Raw genomic sequence first — 18,607 nt, forward strand, 5'->3', positions numbered from 1 at the left:
GAAGGGCTATCCCGTAAAAAATGTCAGAAGCGCAAGCTCAAAAGAGCGAGCGCGAGGGCCACAAGGGCGTGGGATGGTCTAAGCGCTGCTTGGCAATTTCCAGCAAGCCATCAAAGATGAGCGAGTCGACCAGCTCAAACTGCACCGACATGCTGGGCGCCATCTTCCAACCGGCCCCACCGGTCATGTAGCACGCAGGCTCGGCACCACAGTGTTGGCGCACGTGTTGCACCATGCGCTCAACCGCGCCGGCAATGGCGTAGGTACCGCCACTGGTGAGGGCATCGCTGGTGTTGGTGGGGAACTCACACACCTCACCGGTTGGCACGCGCAGACCTGCAGTGCCCGACTCCAACGCACGCAGCATGATGCCGTGACCAGGCAAGATAAGGCCGCCTAAAAATTTGCCATGGGCATCGATGGCTTCTACCGTCACGGCCGTGCCCACCATCACCACCACCATCGGCTTAGGCGCCGCACCGTTGACTTGCTGCAACATGCGCGCATGTGCGCCAATCATGGCGACCCAGCGGTCTGCACCTAGGCGCGTGGGATGGTCGTAGCCATTGGTCATGCCCGCTTCAGCGGCAGACGACACGGCCCAGTGTGGGGTGATGTCCCACAACTCCATTTGCTCTTCGACGCGACGACGAATCGCCTCACCCGCCACGATGCAGCCGAGCATGTGTGTGGGCTCGGGCAACTCGCGCCAGTCTTCGTCGGCCAATCGGTCGATGTTTTCTAAAAACACCGCGCCACTGCCGAGCAGCTTGGCGCCAGGTGCAGGGCTGTCGTACAGGCCCCACTTGAGGCGTGTGTTGCCCACATCGAGTGCAAGAAATGTCATAAGTGTGTGAATTAGTTTTGACGCCAAGGCAGGCCGCGCATGCGCCAGCCACCTTGGGTGCCGCGATGGCCATTTGCATTGGCATCGCCCTCGAAGCCCTCGAGGATGTTGTAGGCCTCTAGGCCCAGCTCTGTGGCGCGTTTGGCCGCAGCGATTGAACGCACGCCACTGCGGCACAAGAGCACAATTTTTTTGCCGTTGGCGGCCGCACGAACCGCGTCGTCAAAAGCAGGATTCATAGACATGCTTGGCCATTGCTTCCAAGCAACAGGCACCGCGCCCGGCACAAAACCGACCCACGCGAGTTCAGCATCTGAACGCACGTCAATCATCACAGCCGCACCAGACTGCATCCATTCGTTGGCGGTTTCGGGGCTGATATCGCCCGCGTAACCCAGCTCGTTGTTGCTCATATTTATAAAGCGAAATAAATGAACACTCAGTATAGAAGCGGCTCGTCCCCAAGGAGACATGGACGCGTCGATTTCAAGACCAGACGAGGGGAAACCCTTGCGACAACTTGAATAGCAGCGATCAAAATCGCCACTCCCATTCATGTCTTTGACAAAACTTAGGAGACTTCCCCTCATGACCGATATCAAAAAAACAACAGCACGTCGTAACGTACTCAAAGGCGCAGCTGCCGCTGCCGCTGGCGTCGCCGCCGCACCGATGGTGGTGGCCCAAACCGGCCCTATCAACATGCGTTGGCAGAGCACTTGGCCAGCCAAGGACATCTTCCATGAGTACGCCACCGACTACGCCAAGAAGGTCAACGACATGACCGGTGGCGATTTGAAGATCGAAGTGTTGCCCGCAGGTTCTGTGGTGCCAGCATTCGGTTTGCTCGAAGCGGTGTCTAAAGGCACTTTGGACGGTGGCCATGGCGTGTTGGGCTACCACTACGGTAAGCAAAACGCTTTGGCTTTGTGGAACTCTGGCCCAGCGTTCGGCATGGATGCCAACATGATCTTGGCCTGGCACAAGTACGGCGGCGGCGCTGAGTTGCTGGCTAAGTTGTACGCCTCCATTGGTGGCAACGTGCAGTCATTCTTGTACGGCCCTATGTCGACTCAACCTTTGGGCTGGTTCAAAAAGCCAATCACCAAGTCTGCTGACTTCAAGGGCTTGAAGTTCCGCACCAACGGTTTGGCCATTGACTTGTTCACCGCCATGGGCGCTGCTGTGAACGCATTGCCAGGCGGCGAGATCGTGCCAGCGATGGACCGCGGTTTGCTGGACGGTGCCGAATTCAACAACGCAACCTCTGACCGTTTGTTGGGCTTCCCCGATGTGTCGAAAGTGTGCATGTTGCAAAGCTTCCACCAAAGCGCTGAGACATTCGAGATCATGTTCAACAAGACCAAGTACGACGCACTGCCAGCCAAGATGAAGGCTGTGATTGCCGGCGCTACCGAAGCCGCATCTGCTGACATGTCTTGGAAGGCCGTGGACCGCTACTCCAAAGACTACGTTGAGTTGCAAAACAAAGACAAAGTCAAGTTCTACAAGACCCCTGACTCTGTGCTGCAAGACCAGCTCAAGCTGTGGTCTGAAATTGTGGAGAAGAAGTCTGCTGAGAACCCATTGTTCAAAGAGATCGTGGCTTCACAAAAAGCCTTCGCTCAGCGCGCAGTGAAGTGGGAACAAGACACCGTGATCAACCGCCGTATGGCTGTTAACCATTTCTTCGGCGCGAAGAAAGCCTAAACTCACTTAGCTCGTTTGAGCTATTGCGTTTTCATCAGCCATCCGACAGTCGTCGGGTGGCTGATTCATTTAAGTTAGCACACCATGCAAAAACTATTACTCACCATTGACAAAATCAGCACACAGGTTGGCCAAGCGTTTGCTTGGCTAATTTTTGCGCTCACACTCATGATCACATGGGAGGTTGTGTCGCGCTACGCGTTTGACAATCCGCACCCTTGGGCCTTTGACGTCATGAGCATGATGTACGGCTCGCTGTTCATGATGGCCGGCGCTTACACCTTGTCTAAAAACGGGCATGTGCGCGGCGACGTGTTGTACGGCTTTTTCACACCGCGCTTGCAAGCGGGTTTGGATTTGGCGCTGTACATCATCTTCTTTATTCCAGGCATCGTGGCCTTAGCTTGGGCTGGCTTTGAATTCGCTGGCGAATCTTGGGCCATCAGCGAGCACTCCAACATCACGGCCAACGGCCCACCTGTTTACCCGTTCAAAACCATCATTCCAATCGCAGGCGTGCTGCTGCTGCTACAAGGCTTGGTCGAGATCGTGCGCTGCGTGGTTTGTTTGCAGCAAGGCGAATGGCCCTCACGTGGTGATGACGTGGACGAAGTCGACGTTGAAAAACTCAAAGAAATGGTCAACGTGAAAGACGAAGACATCGCCAAGCTCGATGCCTACGTTGTGGGTGACAAGGAAGCACACAAATGAAAAAAGAAATATGGTTCGGCTTATCCATCATGGCCATGGTCGTGTTGGCAGCCTTTATTTTCCTGCCGCCTGCGGCAGAGATGACCAACGGTCACCTAGGTTTACTGATGCTCGCCTTGGTGGTGGTTGCCATCATGTTGGGCTTCCCCACTGCTTTTACCCTGATGGGCATGGGCATGATCTTCGCGTGGCTGGCCTACCGAAGTCAAAACCCTGATCTCGCCGTCATGCAGACGCTTGACCTGATGGTGCAACGCACCTATTCGGTCATGTCTAACGATGTGCTGATTTCAATCCCGCTATTTGTGTTCATGGGTTACCTCATTGAACGCGCCAACTTGATTGAAAAGCTCTTCAAAAGCATGCACTTGGCCGCAGCTCGCGTGCCTGGCTCTTTGGCCGTGGCCACCATCATTACCTGCGCCATCTTCGCGACTGCGACCGGCATTGTGGGTGCAGTCGTGACCTTGATGGGCTTGCTGGCTTTGCCCGCCATGTTGCGCGCGGGTTACAGCGTGCAGTTGTCGGCGGGTGCGATTACTGCAGGCGGTTGTTTGGGTATCTTGATCCCACCCTCCGTCATGTTGATCGTCTACGGTGCAACCGCCGGCGTGTCAGTGGTTAAGTTGTATGCAGGTGCGTTCTTCCCCGGCATCATGTTGGCCACTTTGTACGTGGGCTACGTGATCATCGTGGCCAAGCTCAAGCCACACTTGGCCCCGCCCATGTCGGCTGAAGACCGCTATGTGCCGCTGCCACCTGTGGCACAAGAGTTGGCCACCACCATCAGCGACAAAGCTGTGCCCGCCTTGATCGCTGCGATCAAAGGCAAGCGCAACGCCGCTGTGCCAATGAACGAACTGCTCAAGCAATTGGGCATTGCCCTGTTGCCTGCCATTTCGGCAGTGGTGATCATGGGCGCGATCTTCATGGCCGTGACTGCACCTGCTCCGGTTGAAGACACGCAAGGCGTGGTCGAGATGAGCAGCGGCTTTGACGACGCAGCCCCTGAAGAGGAAGCTGGCGGCTTGGCTGAACCTGATGCCTTGCAAGCACCTCCCGGCTCTGAAGCCCCGGTGGCCAAAGTGGCTGCCGAAGTTGCACCTGCTGCAGAAGTAGCTCCTACCGAGCCTGCAGCTGCGCAAGAGCGCTTGGATGCGCCTGCAGCTTTCTGGATCGGCTTGGTCAGCGTGATTGTGGCCATGGTCATCTTCTACGCCTACTTCAGCTTCACGCGTCTTGAGATTTTCAAGATGTTGCTGGGCTCGTTCTTCCCACTGGCCTTGATGATCTTGGCCGTGCTGGGCACCATCGTGTTTGGCTTGGCCACACCAACGGAAGCTGCGGCGATGGGATCGATGGGCGGCTTGTTGCTGGCCGGTGCTTACCGCCGCCTCAACATGACGGTGATGCGCGAATCGGTGTACCTAACGGCCAAGACCAGCGCCATGGTGTGCTGGTTGTTTGTGGGCTCTAGCATCTTCTCGGCAGCGTTTGCGCTGTTGGGCGGACAAGAGCTGATCAACACCTGGGTGCTGGGCATGGACCTGACGCCAACTCAGTTCATGATCTTGGCGCAAGTCGTGATCTTCTTGCTGGGCTGGCCGCTGGAGTGGACTGAAATCATTGTGATTTTCATGCCCATCTTCATCCCCTTACTGCCGCACTTCAACATCGACCCGCTGTTCTTCGGCTTGTTGGTGGCACTGAACCTGCAAACCGCCTTCTTGAGCCCACCTGTGGCGATGGCTGCGTTCTATTTGAAGGGTGTGAGCCCTCCTCATGTGACGCTGAACCAGATCTTTGCGGGCATGTTGCCGTTCATGGCGATCCAAGTGTTTGCCATCTTCTTGCTGTACATGTTCCCAGCAATTGGCATGTGGCTGCCTAACGTGCTTTACAAATAAGCCCTGACAGCCCCTTTAAAAGCCGCAGCGCCTTTGGCCCTGCGGCTTTTTTATTAGGGCAAATCCTCCCCAATTTCTGCCCACACAGGCAGCCAAATCGTTATGATTGACGTTTACGTAAACGTAAGCTTCAAAGCTTGCGTGACTTCAGCCGTTTTATCGGAGCCACCCCATGTCTGACCTGTCCGCCGAATTCCAAGCCCTTGCCAACTACAAGCCCACGCAAAAAGTGCGCTTTGTCACCGCCGCCTCTTTGTTTGACGGCCACGACGCTGCCATCAACATCATGCGTCGCATCTTGCAGGGCATGGGCGCTGAAGTCATTCACTTGGGCCACAACCGCTCCGTGGATGAAGTGGTGACGGCTGCGCTGCAAGAAGACGTGCAAGGCATTGCCATCAGCTCGTACCAAGGCGGCCACGTGGAGTACTTCAAGTACATGGTGGATTTGCTGCGCGAACGCGGTGGTGAACACATCCAAGTGTTTGGCGGCGGCGGTGGCGTGATCGTGCCCCCTGAAATTCGCGAGCTGCAAGCCTACGGCGTGACACGCATTTACAGCCCAGAAGACGGCCAGAAAATGGGCTTGCAAGGAATGATCGGCGAGATGATCATGCGCTGCGACAAAGACTTGTCAAACTATGCGCCAACTGCTCTGAAAGAGATTCAAGGCCATGACGAAATGGCTTGGCGTAAATTAGCGCAGCTCATCACCGCGTTAGAAAACGAGAAGGCCGACCACAACATGGTTGAAGCGGTGCGCAAAGAATCGCTCACCCGTCATGTGCCGGTGTTGGGCATCACGGGCACTGGCGGTGCGGGCAAGTCGTCGCTCACCGACGAGCTGGTGCGCCGCATCCGTTTAGACCAAGGCGATGCGCTACGCATTGCCGTGATCTCTATCGACCCATCACGCCGTAAGAGCGGCGGCGCATTGCTGGGTGACCGCATCCGCATGAATGCCATTTCGCCTTGGAGCAGCGGTCAGCGCGTGTTCATGCGTTCACTCGCCACGCGCGACTTTGGCAGCGAAATCAGCGCCGCCCTGCCCGATGTATTGGCCGCCACCAAGTGCGCGGGCTTTGATCTGATCATTGTGGAAACCTCGGGCATTGGCCAAGGCGATGCCGCCATCGTGCCGCACGTAGACGTGCCCATGTATGTGATGACGCCCGAGTTTGGCGCCGCCAGCCAGCTGGAAAAAATCGACATGCTCGACTTTGCCGAGTTTGTGGCTATCAACAAGTTTGACCGCAAAGGTGCCAGCGACGCTCTACGCGATGTGGCTAAACAAGTGCAACGCAACAAAGAAGCGTGGCATACACCGACAGAGCAAATGCCCGTGTTTGGCACCATGGCCGCCCGCTTCAACGACGACGGCGTGACCGCTCTGTACCAAGCCCTCAAAGGCCGCTTGACCGAGCTGGGTCTGACCTTCAAAGAAGGTCGTTTGCCGCTGGTGGACGTGCGCCACAGCAGCAACCAAACGCCAGTCGTGCCTGCCGCACGCACGCGTTACTTGGCCGAGATCACCGACACCGTGCGCGGCTACAAAAAACGTGCACGCACACAGGCCAAATTGGCTCGCGAAATTCAACAACTGCGCGAAGCTGCGCGCATGTTGTCCGAGGACAAACCGGGCCGTGCCAAAGCTTCAGAAGCTGCCATCGACTTGGCCTTTGCACGTGAAGAAAACTTAGGCGCCGCTGAGCGCAAACTCTTGGCCCAATGGCCCGACATGCAAGCCGCCTACGCAGGCGACGAGTACGTGGTGAAGATTCGCGACAAAGAAATTCGTACGGCGCTCACCACCAAGTCCCTCAGCGGCACGGTGATTCGCAAAGTGGCCCTGCCCACCTACGAAGACCACGGCGAAATTTTGAAGTGGCTCATGCTTGACAACGTGCCCGGCAGCTACCCCTACACCGCTGGCACTTTTGCGTTCAAGCGCGAGGGCGAAGACCCCACCCGTATGTTTGCGGGCGAAGGCGACCCCTTCCGCACCAACCGCCGCTTCAAGCTGGTGAGCGAGGGCATGGAGGCCAAGCGCTTGTCCACTGCGTTTGACTCGGTCACGCTGTATGGCAACGACCCAGATCCACGTCCAGACATTTACGGCAAGGTGGGCAACTCGGGCGTGAACGTGGCCACGCTGGATGACATGAAGGTGTTGTACGACGGGTTCGACCTGTGCAATCCGACCACCAGCGTGTCGATGACCATCAACGGCCCAGCGCCGTCCATCTTGGCGATGTTCATGAACACCGCCATCGACCAGAACATTGAGAAGTTCAAAAAGGACAACGGCCGCGACCCGACCGAAACCGAGACTGCGAAGATCAAAGAATGGGTGATGCAAAACGTGCGCGGCACGGTGCAAGCCGACATCTTGAAAGAAGACCAAGGGCAGAACACTTGCCTGTTCAGCACTGAGTTTTCATTGAAGGTCATGGGCGACATCGCTCAGTACTTTGTGCACAACCAAGTGCGCAACTTCTACAGCGTGTCGATCAGCGGTTATCACATTGCCGAAGCGGGCGCGAACCCGATTTCGCAATTGGCGTTCACGTTGTCCAACGGTTTCACGTTTGTGGAAGCCTACTTGGCGCGCGGCATGCACATTGACGACTTCGCGCCTAACCTAAGCTTCTTCTTCAGCAACGGCATGGACCCCGAGTACACCGTGATGGGCCGCGTGGCACGTCGCATTTGGGCCGTGGCGATGAAAGAAAAATACGGCGCGAATGAGCGTTCACAAAAGCTCAAGTACCACATTCAAACTTCAGGCCGTTCTCTGCACGCGCAAGAGATTCAGTTCAACGACATCCGCACCACGCTGCAAGCGTTGATTGCCATTTACGACAACTGCAACAGCTTGCACACCAACGCGTTTGACGAAGCCATCACCACGCCCACCGAAGACTCAGTGCGTCGCGCCATGGCGATTCAGCTCATCATCAACCGCGAGTGGGGCTTGGCCAAAAACGAAAACCCCAACCAAGGCGCGTTCATCATCGAAGAACTCACCGAGTTGGTGGAAGAAGCCGTGCTGGCCGAGTTCGAACGCATTGCCGAACGCGGCGGCGTGTTGGGCGCGATGGAAACCGGCTACCAACGCGGCAAGATTCAAGACGAATCGATGACCTACGAAATGCTCAAGCACACCGGCGAGCTGCCCATCATCGGTGTCAACACCTTCCGCAACCCTCATGGCGAGCAAGTGATGGACAAGCTCGAACTGGCCCGCTCGACCGAAGAAGAAAAGTTGAGCCAGCTGAACCGCTTGAACGACTTCCACACACGCCACAAAGCCGAAGCAGAGGTGCAACTCAAGCGCTTGCAACAAGCCGTCATCGACAACGCCAACGTGTTTGAGGTGTTGATGGATGCGGTGCGCGTGTGTTCACTGGGTCAGATCACTCACGCTTTGTTTGAGGTGGGTGGGCAATACCGCCGCAACATGTAGTCGGTAATATCGGGGCATGAGTATTCGTCCCCCCTTCACCGCCCCCACCCGTCACACCGACGCCGACAGCGCACTTGCACAAGTGCAGGCGCTGTACCAAACCAGCCTTGACCACCTGCGCCAAGCCATGCGCGAGTTTGTGGCGGGCACGCACTTTGAACAACGTGTGCGGGCGTTCTACCCGTTTGTGCGCATCCACACCAAGACGGGCGCATTGCAAGCCAACAGCGAAGGTGCAGGCTTGAGCTACGGCTTTGTAGCCGAGCCAGGCAGGTATGAGACCACCCTCACACGCCCCGATTTGTTTGCTGCTTATTACCGCGAACAGTTCAGCCTGCTGCTGCAAAACCACGGCGGCACGCTGGAGGTGGGTGTGAGCCATCAGCCGATCCCGGTGCACTTTTCGTTTGCGGAAAACGATCACATTGAAGGCGAGATGAGCGCCGAGCGCCGCCAGCTGATGCGCGAGGTGTTTGACCTGCCCGACCTCACAGCCATGGACGACGGCATTGCCAATGGGACTTTTGAAGCCAAGCCCAACGAGCCGCAACCTTTGTCGCTGTTCACCGCTGCGCGCATGGACTATTCGTTGCAGCGTCTGCGCCATTACAGCGGTACTAGCCCTGAGCATTTTCAGAACTACGTGTTGTTCACCAACTACCAGTTCTACATCGACGAGTTTGTGCGTTTGGGCCACGAGGCCATGCAAGACCCAAACAGCGAATACATCGCGTTTGTGGAACCCGGCAACGTGGTGACGCGCCGCATAGGCTTGCCCGAAGAAGCCAATGATGCCTTGGGTAAAGTGCCACCGCGCCTGCCGCAAATGCCCGGCTACCACTTGGTACGGGCAGACCACACGGGCATCACGATGGTGAACATTGGTGTGGGCCCCGCCAACGCCAAAAACATCACCGACCACATCGCAGTGCTGCGCCCTCATGCGTGGCTAATGCTGGGCCACTGCGCGGGCTTGCGTAACACGCAGCAACTGGGTGACTACGTACTGGCCCACGGCTATGTGCGCGAAGACCATGTGCTGGACGAAGAGCTGCCGCTCTGGGTGCCTATTCCCGCGCTGGCTGAAATCCAAGTGGCGCTAGAGCAGGCAGTGAAAGACGTGACGCAGTGCGAAGGCGCAGAACTCAAACGCATTTTGCGCACAGGCACTGTGGCCAGCACCGACAACCGCAACTGGGAACTGCTGCCAGACAACACGCCCCAACGCCGCTTTAGCCAAAGCCGCGCGGTGGCGCTGGACATGGAAAGCGCCACGATTGCAGCGAATGGCTTTAGGTTTCGTGTGCCCTACGGCACGCTGCTGTGTGTGAGCGACAAACCGCTGCACGGCGAAATCAAACTGCCGGGCATGGCCAACCACTTTTACCGCGAGCGCGTGGACCAACATTTGCGCATTGGCATGCGCGCGATTGAGCTGCTGCGCCAGCAAGGGCCTGCACAACTGCACAGCCGCAAACTACGCAGCTTTGCGGAAGTGGCGTTTCAATAAGCCTCACATCAACCGCACAAAAAGAAACCGCCTCAACAGAGGCGGTTTTCACGTATGCAGGGCGCTGCTTTAAGCGTGCGCTGCATCACCCATCTTCTCGCCCAAGCGCACACCTTGTGCGGCTTGCCAAGCAGGGTTGAACGCAATGGTGTTCTTAGGCCACAGCAACACCACGGTAGAGCCCAGCAAGAAGCGGCCCATTTCATCGCCTTGCTTCAAGCTCAGGTCTTGGTCGTCATACGTCCACTCACGCACCGTGCCGGGGCGGGGTGGGTTGACCACGCCATGCCATGGCGTGGCCATGCTGCCCACGATGGTCGCACCGACCAACACCAACACGTATTGCTGAGGTTTTTCACCTGAAGCAGCAGGCATGTCAAAGACGCACACCACACGTTCATTTCGCGCAAACAAGCCGGGCACGCCACGAGCCGTGGCAGGGTTAACCGAGAACAAATCACCCGGCACATGAATCATGCGGCGCAAGCGGCCCGCGCTGGGCATGTGGATGCGGTGGTAGTCCTTGGGGCTGAGGTAAATCGTGGCGAACTCGCCATCTTGGAACTGCGCCGCCAAGGTGGCGTCGCCACCCACCAGCGCTTGCGTGCTGTAGCTGTGGCCTTTGGCTTGAAACACTTGGTCACCATCGATGTGGCCCAGCTGGCTGATCGCGCCGTCCACCGGGCACACAAACGCGGCGTCGGCCAGAGGGCGTGCGCCGGGCTTTAGGGCTCGGGTGAAGAAGTCGTTGAAGCATGCGTACTGCGTGATGTCGGGCTGTGCCGCCTCGTCCATGTTGACTTGGTATTTGCCAACGAACCACTTGATCAGGGCATGCGTCCATTTGCCACAACGCGCACGCGCCACAGCGCCCGCAAGCTGCGTCAGCAGTTGTTTGGGCATCACATATTGGGAGAGAACAAATAAGGTATCGGACACAGCGTAGCCTTGAAGTAAGTTGCGTAGATTTTAGGCGCTTCACGCCATGTACCCGAGCGACAGACCGCACAGCGAAACTGCCGTGCCACAGGCACAATCAAACCTATGAGCACCCCACTTTTTGAATGCAAGCACCTTCTCAAACGCTACGGTGACAACACCGTGGTGAACGATGTGTCTTTCAGCATCGCCCCCGGCGAATGTTTGGGCGTCATCGGCCCCAACGGCGCGGGCAAAACCACCACGCTGCGCATGTGCTTAGGACTCGCTCAACCCGATGGCGGCAGCATCAACGCGTTTGGCTTGTCCATGCCCGATGACGCACTGGCCATCAAAGCACGCTTAGGCGTGGTGAGCCAGTTCGACACGCTCGACCCCGACTTCACCTGCGCCGAAAACCTGATGGTGTTTGGCCGTTACTTCGGCATGAAAAAGGCCGATATCCAAGCGCGCATTCCGCAACTGCTGGAGTTTGCAGCGCTCTCGCACAAAGCCAACGCCAAGCCCGGCGAGTTGTCGGGCGGCATGAAGCGCCGACTGAGTCTGGCCCGCGCCCTCATCAACAACCCTGACCTTCTGCTGCTCGACGAACCCACCACAGGCCTAGACCCCCAAGCCCGCCACCTGATGTGGGAGCGTTTGCAGCAACTCTTGCAACAAGGCAAATCCATTTTGCTGACCACCCATTTCATGGATGAAGCCGAGCGCTTGTGCAACCGTTTGTTGGTACTGGATCACGGCAAAAAAATTGCCGAAGGCACACCGCGTGATTTGATTGCCCAACACTTAGAACCTGATGTGGTCGAGGTGTATGGCAGCGGAGCCTTGGCCTTGGTCGACAGCCCCATCGCCGCCTTGGCGCAACGTGTAGAAACCAGCGGCGAAACGGTGTTTTTCTACACCCAAGATGCCGCACAGTTGTTGCAAGCACTCAGCACCCACGCAGGCTTGCGCACACTGCACCGCCCAGCCAACTTGGAAGACTTGTTTTTGAAAATGACCGGACGCCAAATCCGTGAGGAAGGCTAAGCGCGATGAACACCTATTTCCGTTTCTGGCCCGTCTTCTTACGCAACCTTTTGGTGTGGCGCAAGCTCGCCATCCCCAGCCTTGTGGCCAACATCGCCGAACCCTTGATGTGGCTCGTCGCTTTTGGCTACGGCTTAGGCGACTTGGTGGGCGACGTGACGCTAGGCGAAGACAAAGTGCCGTACATCTTGTTCTTGGCCAGCGGCTCTATCTGCATGAGCGCCATGAACGCCGCCACGTTTGAGGCGCTGTACTCGGCCTTCTCGCGCATGCATGTGCAAAAAACATGGGACGGCATCTTGAACGCCCCCATGCGTTTGGACGATGTGCTCTTGGCAGAGATGCTGTGGGCCGCCTTCAAATCGCTGTTCACCATCACCGCCATCTTGGGCGTGATGTTTGCCCTGGGCATCACCCAAAGCTGGAAACTGTTGGCCGCGTGGCCCATCCTCTTGTGCGTGGGCATCACCTTCAGCTGCATCGCACTCATCTTCAACGCGCTGGCCAAAGGCTACGACTTCTTCACCTACTACTTCACGCTGTTCCTCACCCCCATGATGTTCTTGAGCGGCGTGTTCTTTCCGCGCGACCAACTGCCAGGCATCGTGCGCGACATCTCAGCGTGGCTGCCCCTCACACAAGCCATCGACCTCGTGCGGCCTTTGTTCCTAGACCAATGGCCTGCCAACCCAGCATTACATCTTGGTGTGCTGGCTGCCTACGCACTCGTAGGCTGGAACATCGCCCTGCACCTGACAAAAAAACGCTTCAAAGCCTAATGCGGACGGCACGAGCAAAGCGAAGTGCCGAAACAAACACCCGCAGGTGAATGGGTTTGGGGCGGCTGACGATTTCTGGTACCCCAGCATGAGGAAGCCGCCCCAAGCCCATTCACCGGAGCGCACAAAAAACACAGGCGACAAGATATTGACCAACGTCAGCCAAACGCAACCCTTCCCCCGCTAATATTGATTTATCAATTCAACCGACAAAACAAGGATTCCCCAATGAGCATTCAAACCGTAGGCATCATCGGCGCTGGCACCATGGGCAACGGCATCGCACAAGCATGTGCTGTGTCTGGCGTGAACGTGGTGATGGTCGACATCTCTGACGCAGCCGTGGCCAAAGGTCTCGCCACCGTCGCAGGCAGCTTGGACCGTTTGATCAAGAAAGAAAAAATCACCGAAGCCGACAAAGCCACTGCCTTGTCGCGCATCAAAACCAGCACCAGTTACGACGACCTCAAAGGCGCGCAACTGGTCATCGAAGCTGCGACTGAGAACTACGACCTCAAGGTCAAAATCGTCAAACAACTCGACGGCATGCTGGCCCCTGAAGCCATCATCGCATCCAACACCTCCTCCATCTCCATCACCAAACTTGCAGCCGTCACCACACGTGCCGACCGTTTCATTGGCATGCACTTTTTCAACCCCGTGCCCATGATGGCCTTGGTTGAAATCATCCGCGGCTTGCAAACCTCTGATGCCACCCACGCGGCCGTGCACGACCTGTCCACGCGCTTGGGCAAGAGCCCCATCACCGTCAAGAACGCGCCAGGCTTTGTGGTCAACCGCATCTTGGTGCCCATGATCAACGAAGCCTTCTTTGTGTTGGCCGAAGGTGTGGCTACTGCAGAAGACATCGACGCAGGCATGAAGCTCGGTTGTAACCAGCCCATCGGCCCATTGGCTCTGGCCGACATGATTGGCCTGGATGTGTGCGTGGCCGTGATGGACGTGTACTTGCAAGAGTTTGGTGACAGCAAATACCGCGCTTGCCCCTTGCTCAAAGAAATGGTCGCCGCAGGCCAGCTGGGTCGCAAGACCGGCAAAGGCGTGTACACCTACTAAGTCAGCGTTAACGACCACTTCACACGCTGGCTATGAAGTACGCCCTGCTCTCTGACATTCACAGCAACTTGCACGCGCTTGACGCGTGCTTGGCACACGCACAAACGCAAGGCGTTGAGCGCATGGCGCTGCTAGGTGATTTGGTGAGCTATGGCGCCTTTCCCGCCGAAGTGGTGGCACGTTGCCAAAAGCTGCAGCAAGACGGCGCCATCGTGCTGCGTGGCAACCACGAAGAGCTGATTCAAACGCACCACATCAACTCGGCCAACCCCAACCCTTCGCTGGGCAGTCAAACCGCGGAATGGACGCACAACCAACTGTCACCTGCGCAGCGGTTTTGGCTAGAAATCTTGCCGCTCACCGCGCAGGTTGATCAGATGTTGTTGGTCCACGCCAGCGCGGATGCCCCTGAGCGTTGGCGTTATGTGGAAGACGAACGCACCGCAGGCCTGAGCCTAGATGCAGCCTGCGCCCACCCCGATGTGCGCTACGTGTTTGGTGGCCATGTGCACCACCAGTCGCTGTACTACCGAGGCACGGGTCGCCAACTGATGGCTTTCAAACCCGCGCCTGGCGTGCCCATCCCCACCCCCAAACACCGCCAGTGGATTGCCACCATTGGCTCGGTGGGCCAGCCACGCGATGGCAACCCACGCGCCATGTATGCCGTGTTTGACAGCACTGCCGCCAAGCTGACTTTTCACCGCGTGGCGTATGACCACCGTGCGGCCGCTCGCGCTGTGCGTGAAGCAGGCTTGCCCGAATACTTTGCCCAACGCTTGGAGACCGGCAAATGAAACGCTTAGAAGCAGGCACCGAGTTGGACGGCTTTCGCATCGGCGCTTGCTTGCATGCGGGCGGCATGGCGCACATCTACAAAGTGACCTATGCCGACGAGCGCCCCGCGCCGTTTGACATGGTGATGAAAGTCCCCCGCATGACCGCAGGCGATGGCGCAGAAAACATTGTGGGCTTCGAGGTCGAACACCAAATTTTGCAAGTGCTGCACGGCACACATGTGCCACGCTTTGTGGCCGCCGGTGATTTGGTGAACTTGCCCTATCTGGTGATGGAGCATGTGCCAGGGCAGACCTTGCAGCAAGTGCTGGATGCGCACACGCACCACCGCACGCGCGCAGAAGTGAGTGACATCACACGCCTCGGCGCAGCCATCGCACGCGCCGCACACAGCCTGCACCAACAAAACACCTGCCACCTCGACATCAAGCCCGCCAACGTGCTGATGCACCCAAACGGCCACGCCGTGTTGCTGGACTTTGGTTTGTCATCCCATGCGCACTACCCCGACTTGCTGGCCGAAGAGCTGCGCAAGGCCGTGGGATCACCCGCGTGGATTGCCCCCGAACAAGTGGTGGGCGTGCGCGGGGACCCGCGCAGCGACATCTTTGCCATTGGTGTGATGCTGTACGAATTGGCCACCGGCGAATTGCCTTTTGGCAACCCACAAACCGATGGTGGCATGCGCCAACGTTTGTGGATGGACCCGACCCCGCCACGCCGCTTGCGCGACGACTTGCCCGAGTGGTTGCAAGAGGTGGTGTTGCGCTGCCTAGAGCCCGAGGCGGTCAAGCGTTACCCATCGGCCGCGCATTTGGCATTTGACTTGGAACACCCTGAGCAGGTGAAGGTCACCTCGCGCGGCAAACAGATACAAGGCACGCCGTTCTTCACGCACGTCAAACGTTGGCTCAAGGCGGCAGGCATGCACTACCAGCCCAGTCCATTGCCTTCGCAGCAAATTGACGAAGTGCCCATCCTGATGGTGGCCGTGCCACACCATGAGGCCAGTGATGCCACCTTGTATTCACTGCGCCAAGCCGTGGCACGTTCGCTGGGCATTCGCCCTGGTGCTCGGCTTGCGGTGGTGACGGTGATTTCGCCCAACCAAACCAGCGCGTCTGAAAGTGACAAGAGCGAGACCTCGGTGCATCGCCAATACCTCACGATGCTGCACCAATGGGCCCAACCTTTGGACATGGGCACACACCAAACCTCGTTCCATGTGCTCGAAGCCAGCGATGTGGCCAACGCCCTCGTGCGCTATGCAGAAGGCAACAACGTGAGCATGATCGTCATGGGTGCGGCCACGCATGGTCTGCAGATGCAACGCTTTGTAGCGACCATTCCTATCAAGGTGGCAATGGATGCACCGTGCACGGTTATCTTGGTGAAACAGTCACTGCCGTTCGAACATCTGAATCACAGCTAAGTGAACCGCCCATGCAAAAGCCACCCGAAGGTGGCTTTGTTTTTTGTCACACGCGAAGTGACTTCGGCTTAGTCAGCGTAGACGCCAGCGGCCTGAATGACAGGGCCCCACTTGGCGATTTCAGCTGCCACAAACTTCTTGTGTTCAGCAGGGTCTGAGCGTTTGTCAGTGACCACCACAGCGCCCAAGGCTTGTTGCTTCTTGATGAACTCGGGGTCCTTCAAAGCCGCTTTGAGGGCTTTGTTGATTTGAGTCGTCACGTCAGCAGGTGTGCCTTTAGGGGCATACAAACCGTGCCAAATGGTGACTTCAAAACCTTTGAGGCCAGACTCTTGCAGGGTAGGCAAGTCTTTCAGTGCAGGCGTTGTCAAGCGCTTTGCAGTTGTCACCGCAAAAGCCTTGACGGTTTTGCCTTCGATTTGACCTGTGGTGTTGGTGGTTTGGTCACACAACAAATCGATTTGGCCGCCCATGAGGTCGTTCATGGCAGGCGCAGTACCTTTGTAAGGCACAGTGGTCATGTCCACTTTCAATGCGCTTTGGAACATCAAACCACACAGGTGAGAGGCGGCGCCCAAACCGGCGTTACCCAAATTGATCTTGCCTTTGTTTTGCTCGATCCAAGTGGCCAATTCTTTGTAATTGTTGGCTGGCAAGGTGGGGCGACCGATCAAGGTCATAGGCACGTCATTGACCATGCCCAAGTATTCGAAATCTTCGAGCGTGTTGTAAGGCAGTTTGCGATACAGGGCTGGCGAAGTGGCCATGCCGATGTGGTGCAAGAAGATGGTGTGACCATCTTGTGGGGCCTTGGCAACTTTGTTGGCGCCAATCGTGCCGCCAGCGCCTGCCACGTTCTCGACCACCACGGTGGTGCCCAAAGGCTTGCGCATGGCTTCAGCCAAATCGCGTGCCACACGGTCAGTTGGACCACCCGCAGCGAACGGCACCACGATGGTGACGGGCTTGTCTTTGATGGGGAAATCTGCGGCATTTGCGCCTGTCAATGTGACCAACGCTAACACGCTCAAAGCGAACAATTTTTTCATGAAGTCTCCTTAATAACGGAACCTGTATTAGAGCCGATCAAGGGTCGTTTTCATGACGGAAATTACTTATTTCCCCACCTCTCAAAGGCTTTTATTCGTGCGTACTTATTGATACGTTCGCGCGTCTTCAATCACCTTGCCATCGTTGGGCAAACTGCCCACGGCCACCAGCGTCACATCGGCACGCAACTTGGTGATGTCGCGTACGGCATCGCCAATTTTTGCAGCCAAACCATCCACCTCTTGCGCTTCCACCTTGAGGCTCATTTGGTCGTTGGCCATCTCGCCCGTCACCACCAAACGCGCGCGTTTGATTTCGGGGAAACGCTTGACCACCTCAGCCACTTGGCCTGGGTGCACGAACATGCCACGCACCTTGGTGGTTTGGTCGGCACGACCCATCCAGCCTTTGATGCGCACGTTGGTGCGACCTGTGGGGCATTGGCCTGGCAACACAGCGGACAAGTCGCCAGTGCCAAAACGAATCAGCGGGTAATCAGGGTTGAGTGAGGTCACCACCAACTCACCCACTTCGCCCTCGGGCACAGGGTCACCCGTGCCGGGACGCACGATTTCGACAATCACGCCTTCGTCGAGCACCAAGCCTTCGCGAGCTTCGGTTTCATACGCAATCAAACCGAGGTCGGCCGTGGCGTAGCACTGATAACCGGCAACACCACGCTCAGCCAACCAGTCACGCAAGCTAGGCGGGAACGCTTCGCCAGACACCAAGGCTTTGGTGACGCTGGGCAACTTCACGCCCATCTCGGCGGCTTTTTCCACAATGATTTTCAAAAAGCTGGGCGTGCCGATGTAGCCCGCAGGCTTTAGCTCGGCCATTGCACCCACTTGCTGTTCGGTCTGCCCCGTGCCGCCCGCAAACACGGTGCAACCAATGGCGTGTGCGCCGGTTTCCATCATCGAGCCCGCAGGCGTGAAGTGGTAACTGAAGCAGTTGTGTGCGAGTTCGCCTTGACGGAAACCTGCGGCATAAATGGCACGGGCCATGCGCCAGTAATCTGAGCGTGCACCTTCGGGTTCGTAAATGGTGCCGGGGCTGGCAAACACGCGGGGCATGGCTTTGCCAAAACCAATGGCGGCAAAGCCACCAAACACATTGGTAGCACGTTGCTCTTGCTGCTGCGCCAACAACTCGTATTTGCGAATCACGGGCAATTTGGCCAACGCTTCGCGAGTGGTCACGCTGGCCGCGCTCACACCTGCCAAAGATTTGGCAAATGCAGGTGAGTTTTTTTGTGCATGCGCGATTTGTGCAGGCAACGCAGCCATGAGCGCCGCTTCGCGCTCGACAGGGTTACGGGTTTCGAGCGCGTCGTAGTGCTTGGACATGTG

At 57.3% G+C, this 18,607-nt stretch carries 15 protein-coding genes; 10 read left to right on the forward strand and 5 right to left on the reverse strand.

Going from position 1 to position 18,607, the window contains the following annotated elements; translation table 11 throughout:
- Nucleotides 1-37: 37 nt before the first annotated feature.
- Together C5F52_RS02280 and C5F52_RS02285 are read right to left on the reverse strand one after the other, a co-directional pair.
- Nucleotides 38-847, reverse strand: a complete 810-nt coding sequence (locus C5F52_RS02280; protein WP_104796697.1) for a type III pantothenate kinase — start codon at nt 845-847, stop codon at nt 38-40.
- Between the two features lie 11 nt (nt 848-858).
- A complete protein-coding gene (locus C5F52_RS02285; RefSeq protein ID WP_104796698.1) occupies nt 859-1,260 on the reverse strand; it encodes a rhodanese-like domain-containing protein in 402 nt (133 codons plus the stop codon).
- Between the two features lie 175 nt (nt 1,261-1,435).
- On the opposite strand from C5F52_RS02285, the gene C5F52_RS02290 reads away from it, so the two are divergent.
- The 5 genes from C5F52_RS02290 to C5F52_RS02310 all read left to right on the forward strand — a co-directional run bounded on the left by C5F52_RS02290 (nt 1,436) and on the right by C5F52_RS02310 (nt 10,151).
- Nucleotides 1,436-2,557 carry a TRAP transporter substrate-binding protein gene (locus C5F52_RS02290; protein ID WP_104796699.1) on the forward strand — a complete coding sequence of 374 codons (1,122 nt, stop codon included), beginning with the start codon at nt 1,436-1,438 and terminating at the stop codon, nt 2,555-2,557.
- Nucleotides 2,558-2,641: 84 nt separating this feature from the next.
- Nucleotides 2,642-3,268, forward strand: coding sequence for a TRAP transporter small permease subunit (locus tag C5F52_RS02295; protein ID WP_104796700.1), 627 nt, complete (start codon nt 2,642-2,644; stop codon nt 3,266-3,268).
- The gene (locus tag C5F52_RS02300) at nt 3,265-5,175 is read left to right on the forward strand and encodes a TRAP transporter large permease subunit (protein ID WP_104796701.1); all 1,911 of its coding nucleotides are present in this window, start codon (nt 3,265-3,267) and stop codon (nt 5,173-5,175) included. Before C5F52_RS02295 ends, C5F52_RS02300 begins: the two co-directional genes overlap by 4 nt.
- Nucleotides 5,176-5,347: 172 nt before the next feature.
- Nucleotides 5,348-8,641: a fused isobutyryl-CoA mutase/GTPase IcmF gene (gene icmF / locus C5F52_RS02305; RefSeq protein ID WP_104796702.1), complete on the forward strand. Its 3,294-nt coding sequence runs from the start codon at nt 5,348-5,350 to the stop codon at nt 8,639-8,641.
- Nucleotides 8,642-8,657: 16 nt separating this feature from the next.
- The gene (locus tag C5F52_RS02310) at nt 8,658-10,151 is read left to right on the forward strand and encodes an AMP nucleosidase (protein ID WP_104796703.1); all 1,494 of its coding nucleotides are present in this window, start codon (nt 8,658-8,660) and stop codon (nt 10,149-10,151) included.
- 69 nt (nt 10,152-10,220) lie between these two features.
- Here C5F52_RS02310 and asd read toward each other — a convergent pair whose 3' ends face one another.
- Nucleotides 10,221-11,054 (reverse strand): archaetidylserine decarboxylase, encoded by an 834-nt coding sequence (gene asd, locus C5F52_RS02315; RefSeq protein WP_201746941.1) that lies wholly within the window; start codon nt 11,052-11,054, stop codon nt 10,221-10,223.
- 141 nt (nt 11,055-11,195) lie between these two features.
- Here asd and C5F52_RS02320 point away from each other — a divergent pair, with 141 nt between their 5' ends.
- From C5F52_RS02320 to C5F52_RS02340, 5 genes are all read left to right on the forward strand, one after another.
- On the forward strand, nt 11,196-12,119 hold the full coding sequence (locus C5F52_RS02320; RefSeq protein WP_104796705.1) for an ATP-binding cassette domain-containing protein: 924 nt from the start codon (nt 11,196-11,198) through the stop codon (nt 12,117-12,119).
- A 5-nt stretch (nt 12,120-12,124) separates the two neighbouring features.
- Nucleotides 12,125-12,898, forward strand: coding sequence for an ABC transporter permease (locus C5F52_RS02325; RefSeq protein ID WP_104796706.1), 774 nt, complete (start codon nt 12,125-12,127; stop codon nt 12,896-12,898).
- 228 nt (nt 12,899-13,126) lie between these two features.
- The gene (locus C5F52_RS02330) at nt 13,127-13,975 is read left to right on the forward strand and encodes a 3-hydroxybutyryl-CoA dehydrogenase (protein ID WP_104796707.1); all 849 of its coding nucleotides are present in this window, start codon (nt 13,127-13,129) and stop codon (nt 13,973-13,975) included.
- Nucleotides 13,976-14,007: 32 nt separating this feature from the next.
- Nucleotides 14,008-14,772 (forward strand): metallophosphoesterase, encoded by a 765-nt coding sequence (locus tag C5F52_RS02335; RefSeq protein WP_104796708.1) that lies wholly within the window; start codon nt 14,008-14,010, stop codon nt 14,770-14,772.
- Entirely contained in the window at nt 14,769-16,205 is a 1,437-nt protein-coding gene (locus C5F52_RS02340) for a bifunctional serine/threonine-protein kinase/universal stress protein (RefSeq protein ID WP_104796709.1), read from the forward strand. The genes C5F52_RS02335 and C5F52_RS02340 overlap by 4 nt, the downstream gene beginning before the upstream one ends.
- A gap of 68 nt (nt 16,206-16,273) precedes the next feature.
- Here the strand turns inward: C5F52_RS02340 and C5F52_RS02345 are convergent, their stop codons facing one another.
- Nucleotides 16,274-17,254 (reverse strand): tripartite tricarboxylate transporter substrate-binding protein, encoded by a 981-nt coding sequence (locus tag C5F52_RS02345; protein WP_104796710.1) that lies wholly within the window; start codon nt 17,252-17,254, stop codon nt 16,274-16,276.
- A gap of 105 nt (nt 17,255-17,359) precedes the next feature.
- Nucleotides 17,360-18,604 carry a phenylacetate--CoA ligase family protein gene (locus tag C5F52_RS02350; RefSeq protein ID WP_104796711.1) on the reverse strand — a complete coding sequence of 415 codons (1,245 nt, stop codon included), beginning with the start codon at nt 18,602-18,604 and terminating at the stop codon, nt 17,360-17,362.
- Between the last annotated feature and the right edge of the window lie 3 nt (nt 18,605-18,607).

The sequence above is a fragment of the Limnohabitans sp. TS-CS-82 genome, from assembly GCF_002943475.1.

Bases quoted from the DNA above. Each gene is read 5' to 3' on its own strand.
- C5F52_RS02280 (WP_104796697.1), bottom strand. From the start codon at position 847: ATGACATTTCTTGCACTCGATGTGGGCAACACACGCCTCAAGTGGGGC.
- C5F52_RS02285 (WP_104796698.1), bottom strand. From the start codon at position 1,260: ATGAGCAACAACGAGCTGGGTTACGCGGGCGATATCAGCCCCGAAACC.
- C5F52_RS02290 (WP_104796699.1), top strand. From the start codon at position 1,436: ATGACCGATATCAAAAAAACAACAGCACGTCGTAACGTACTCAAAGGC.
- C5F52_RS02295 (WP_104796700.1), top strand. From the start codon at position 2,642: ATGCAAAAACTATTACTCACCATTGACAAAATCAGCACACAGGTTGGC.
- C5F52_RS02300 (WP_104796701.1), top strand. From the start codon at position 3,265: ATGAAAAAAGAAATATGGTTCGGCTTATCCATCATGGCCATGGTCGTG.
- icmF (WP_104796702.1), top strand. From the start codon at position 5,348: ATGTCTGACCTGTCCGCCGAATTCCAAGCCCTTGCCAACTACAAGCCC.
- C5F52_RS02310 (WP_104796703.1), top strand. From the start codon at position 8,658: ATGAGTATTCGTCCCCCCTTCACCGCCCCCACCCGTCACACCGACGCC.
- asd (WP_201746941.1), bottom strand. From the start codon at position 11,054: ATGCCCAAACAACTGCTGACGCAGCTTGCGGGCGCTGTGGCGCGTGCG.
- C5F52_RS02320 (WP_104796705.1), top strand. From the start codon at position 11,196: ATGAGCACCCCACTTTTTGAATGCAAGCACCTTCTCAAACGCTACGGT.
- C5F52_RS02325 (WP_104796706.1), top strand. From the start codon at position 12,125: ATGAACACCTATTTCCGTTTCTGGCCCGTCTTCTTACGCAACCTTTTG.
- C5F52_RS02330 (WP_104796707.1), top strand. From the start codon at position 13,127: ATGAGCATTCAAACCGTAGGCATCATCGGCGCTGGCACCATGGGCAAC.
- C5F52_RS02335 (WP_104796708.1), top strand. From the start codon at position 14,008: ATGAAGTACGCCCTGCTCTCTGACATTCACAGCAACTTGCACGCGCTT.
- C5F52_RS02340 (WP_104796709.1), top strand. From the start codon at position 14,769: ATGAAACGCTTAGAAGCAGGCACCGAGTTGGACGGCTTTCGCATCGGC.
- C5F52_RS02345 (WP_104796710.1), bottom strand. From the start codon at position 17,254: ATGAAAAAATTGTTCGCTTTGAGCGTGTTAGCGTTGGTCACATTGACA.
- C5F52_RS02350 (WP_104796711.1), bottom strand. From the start codon at position 18,604: ATGTCCAAGCACTACGACGCGCTCGAAACCCGTAACCCTGTCGAGCGC.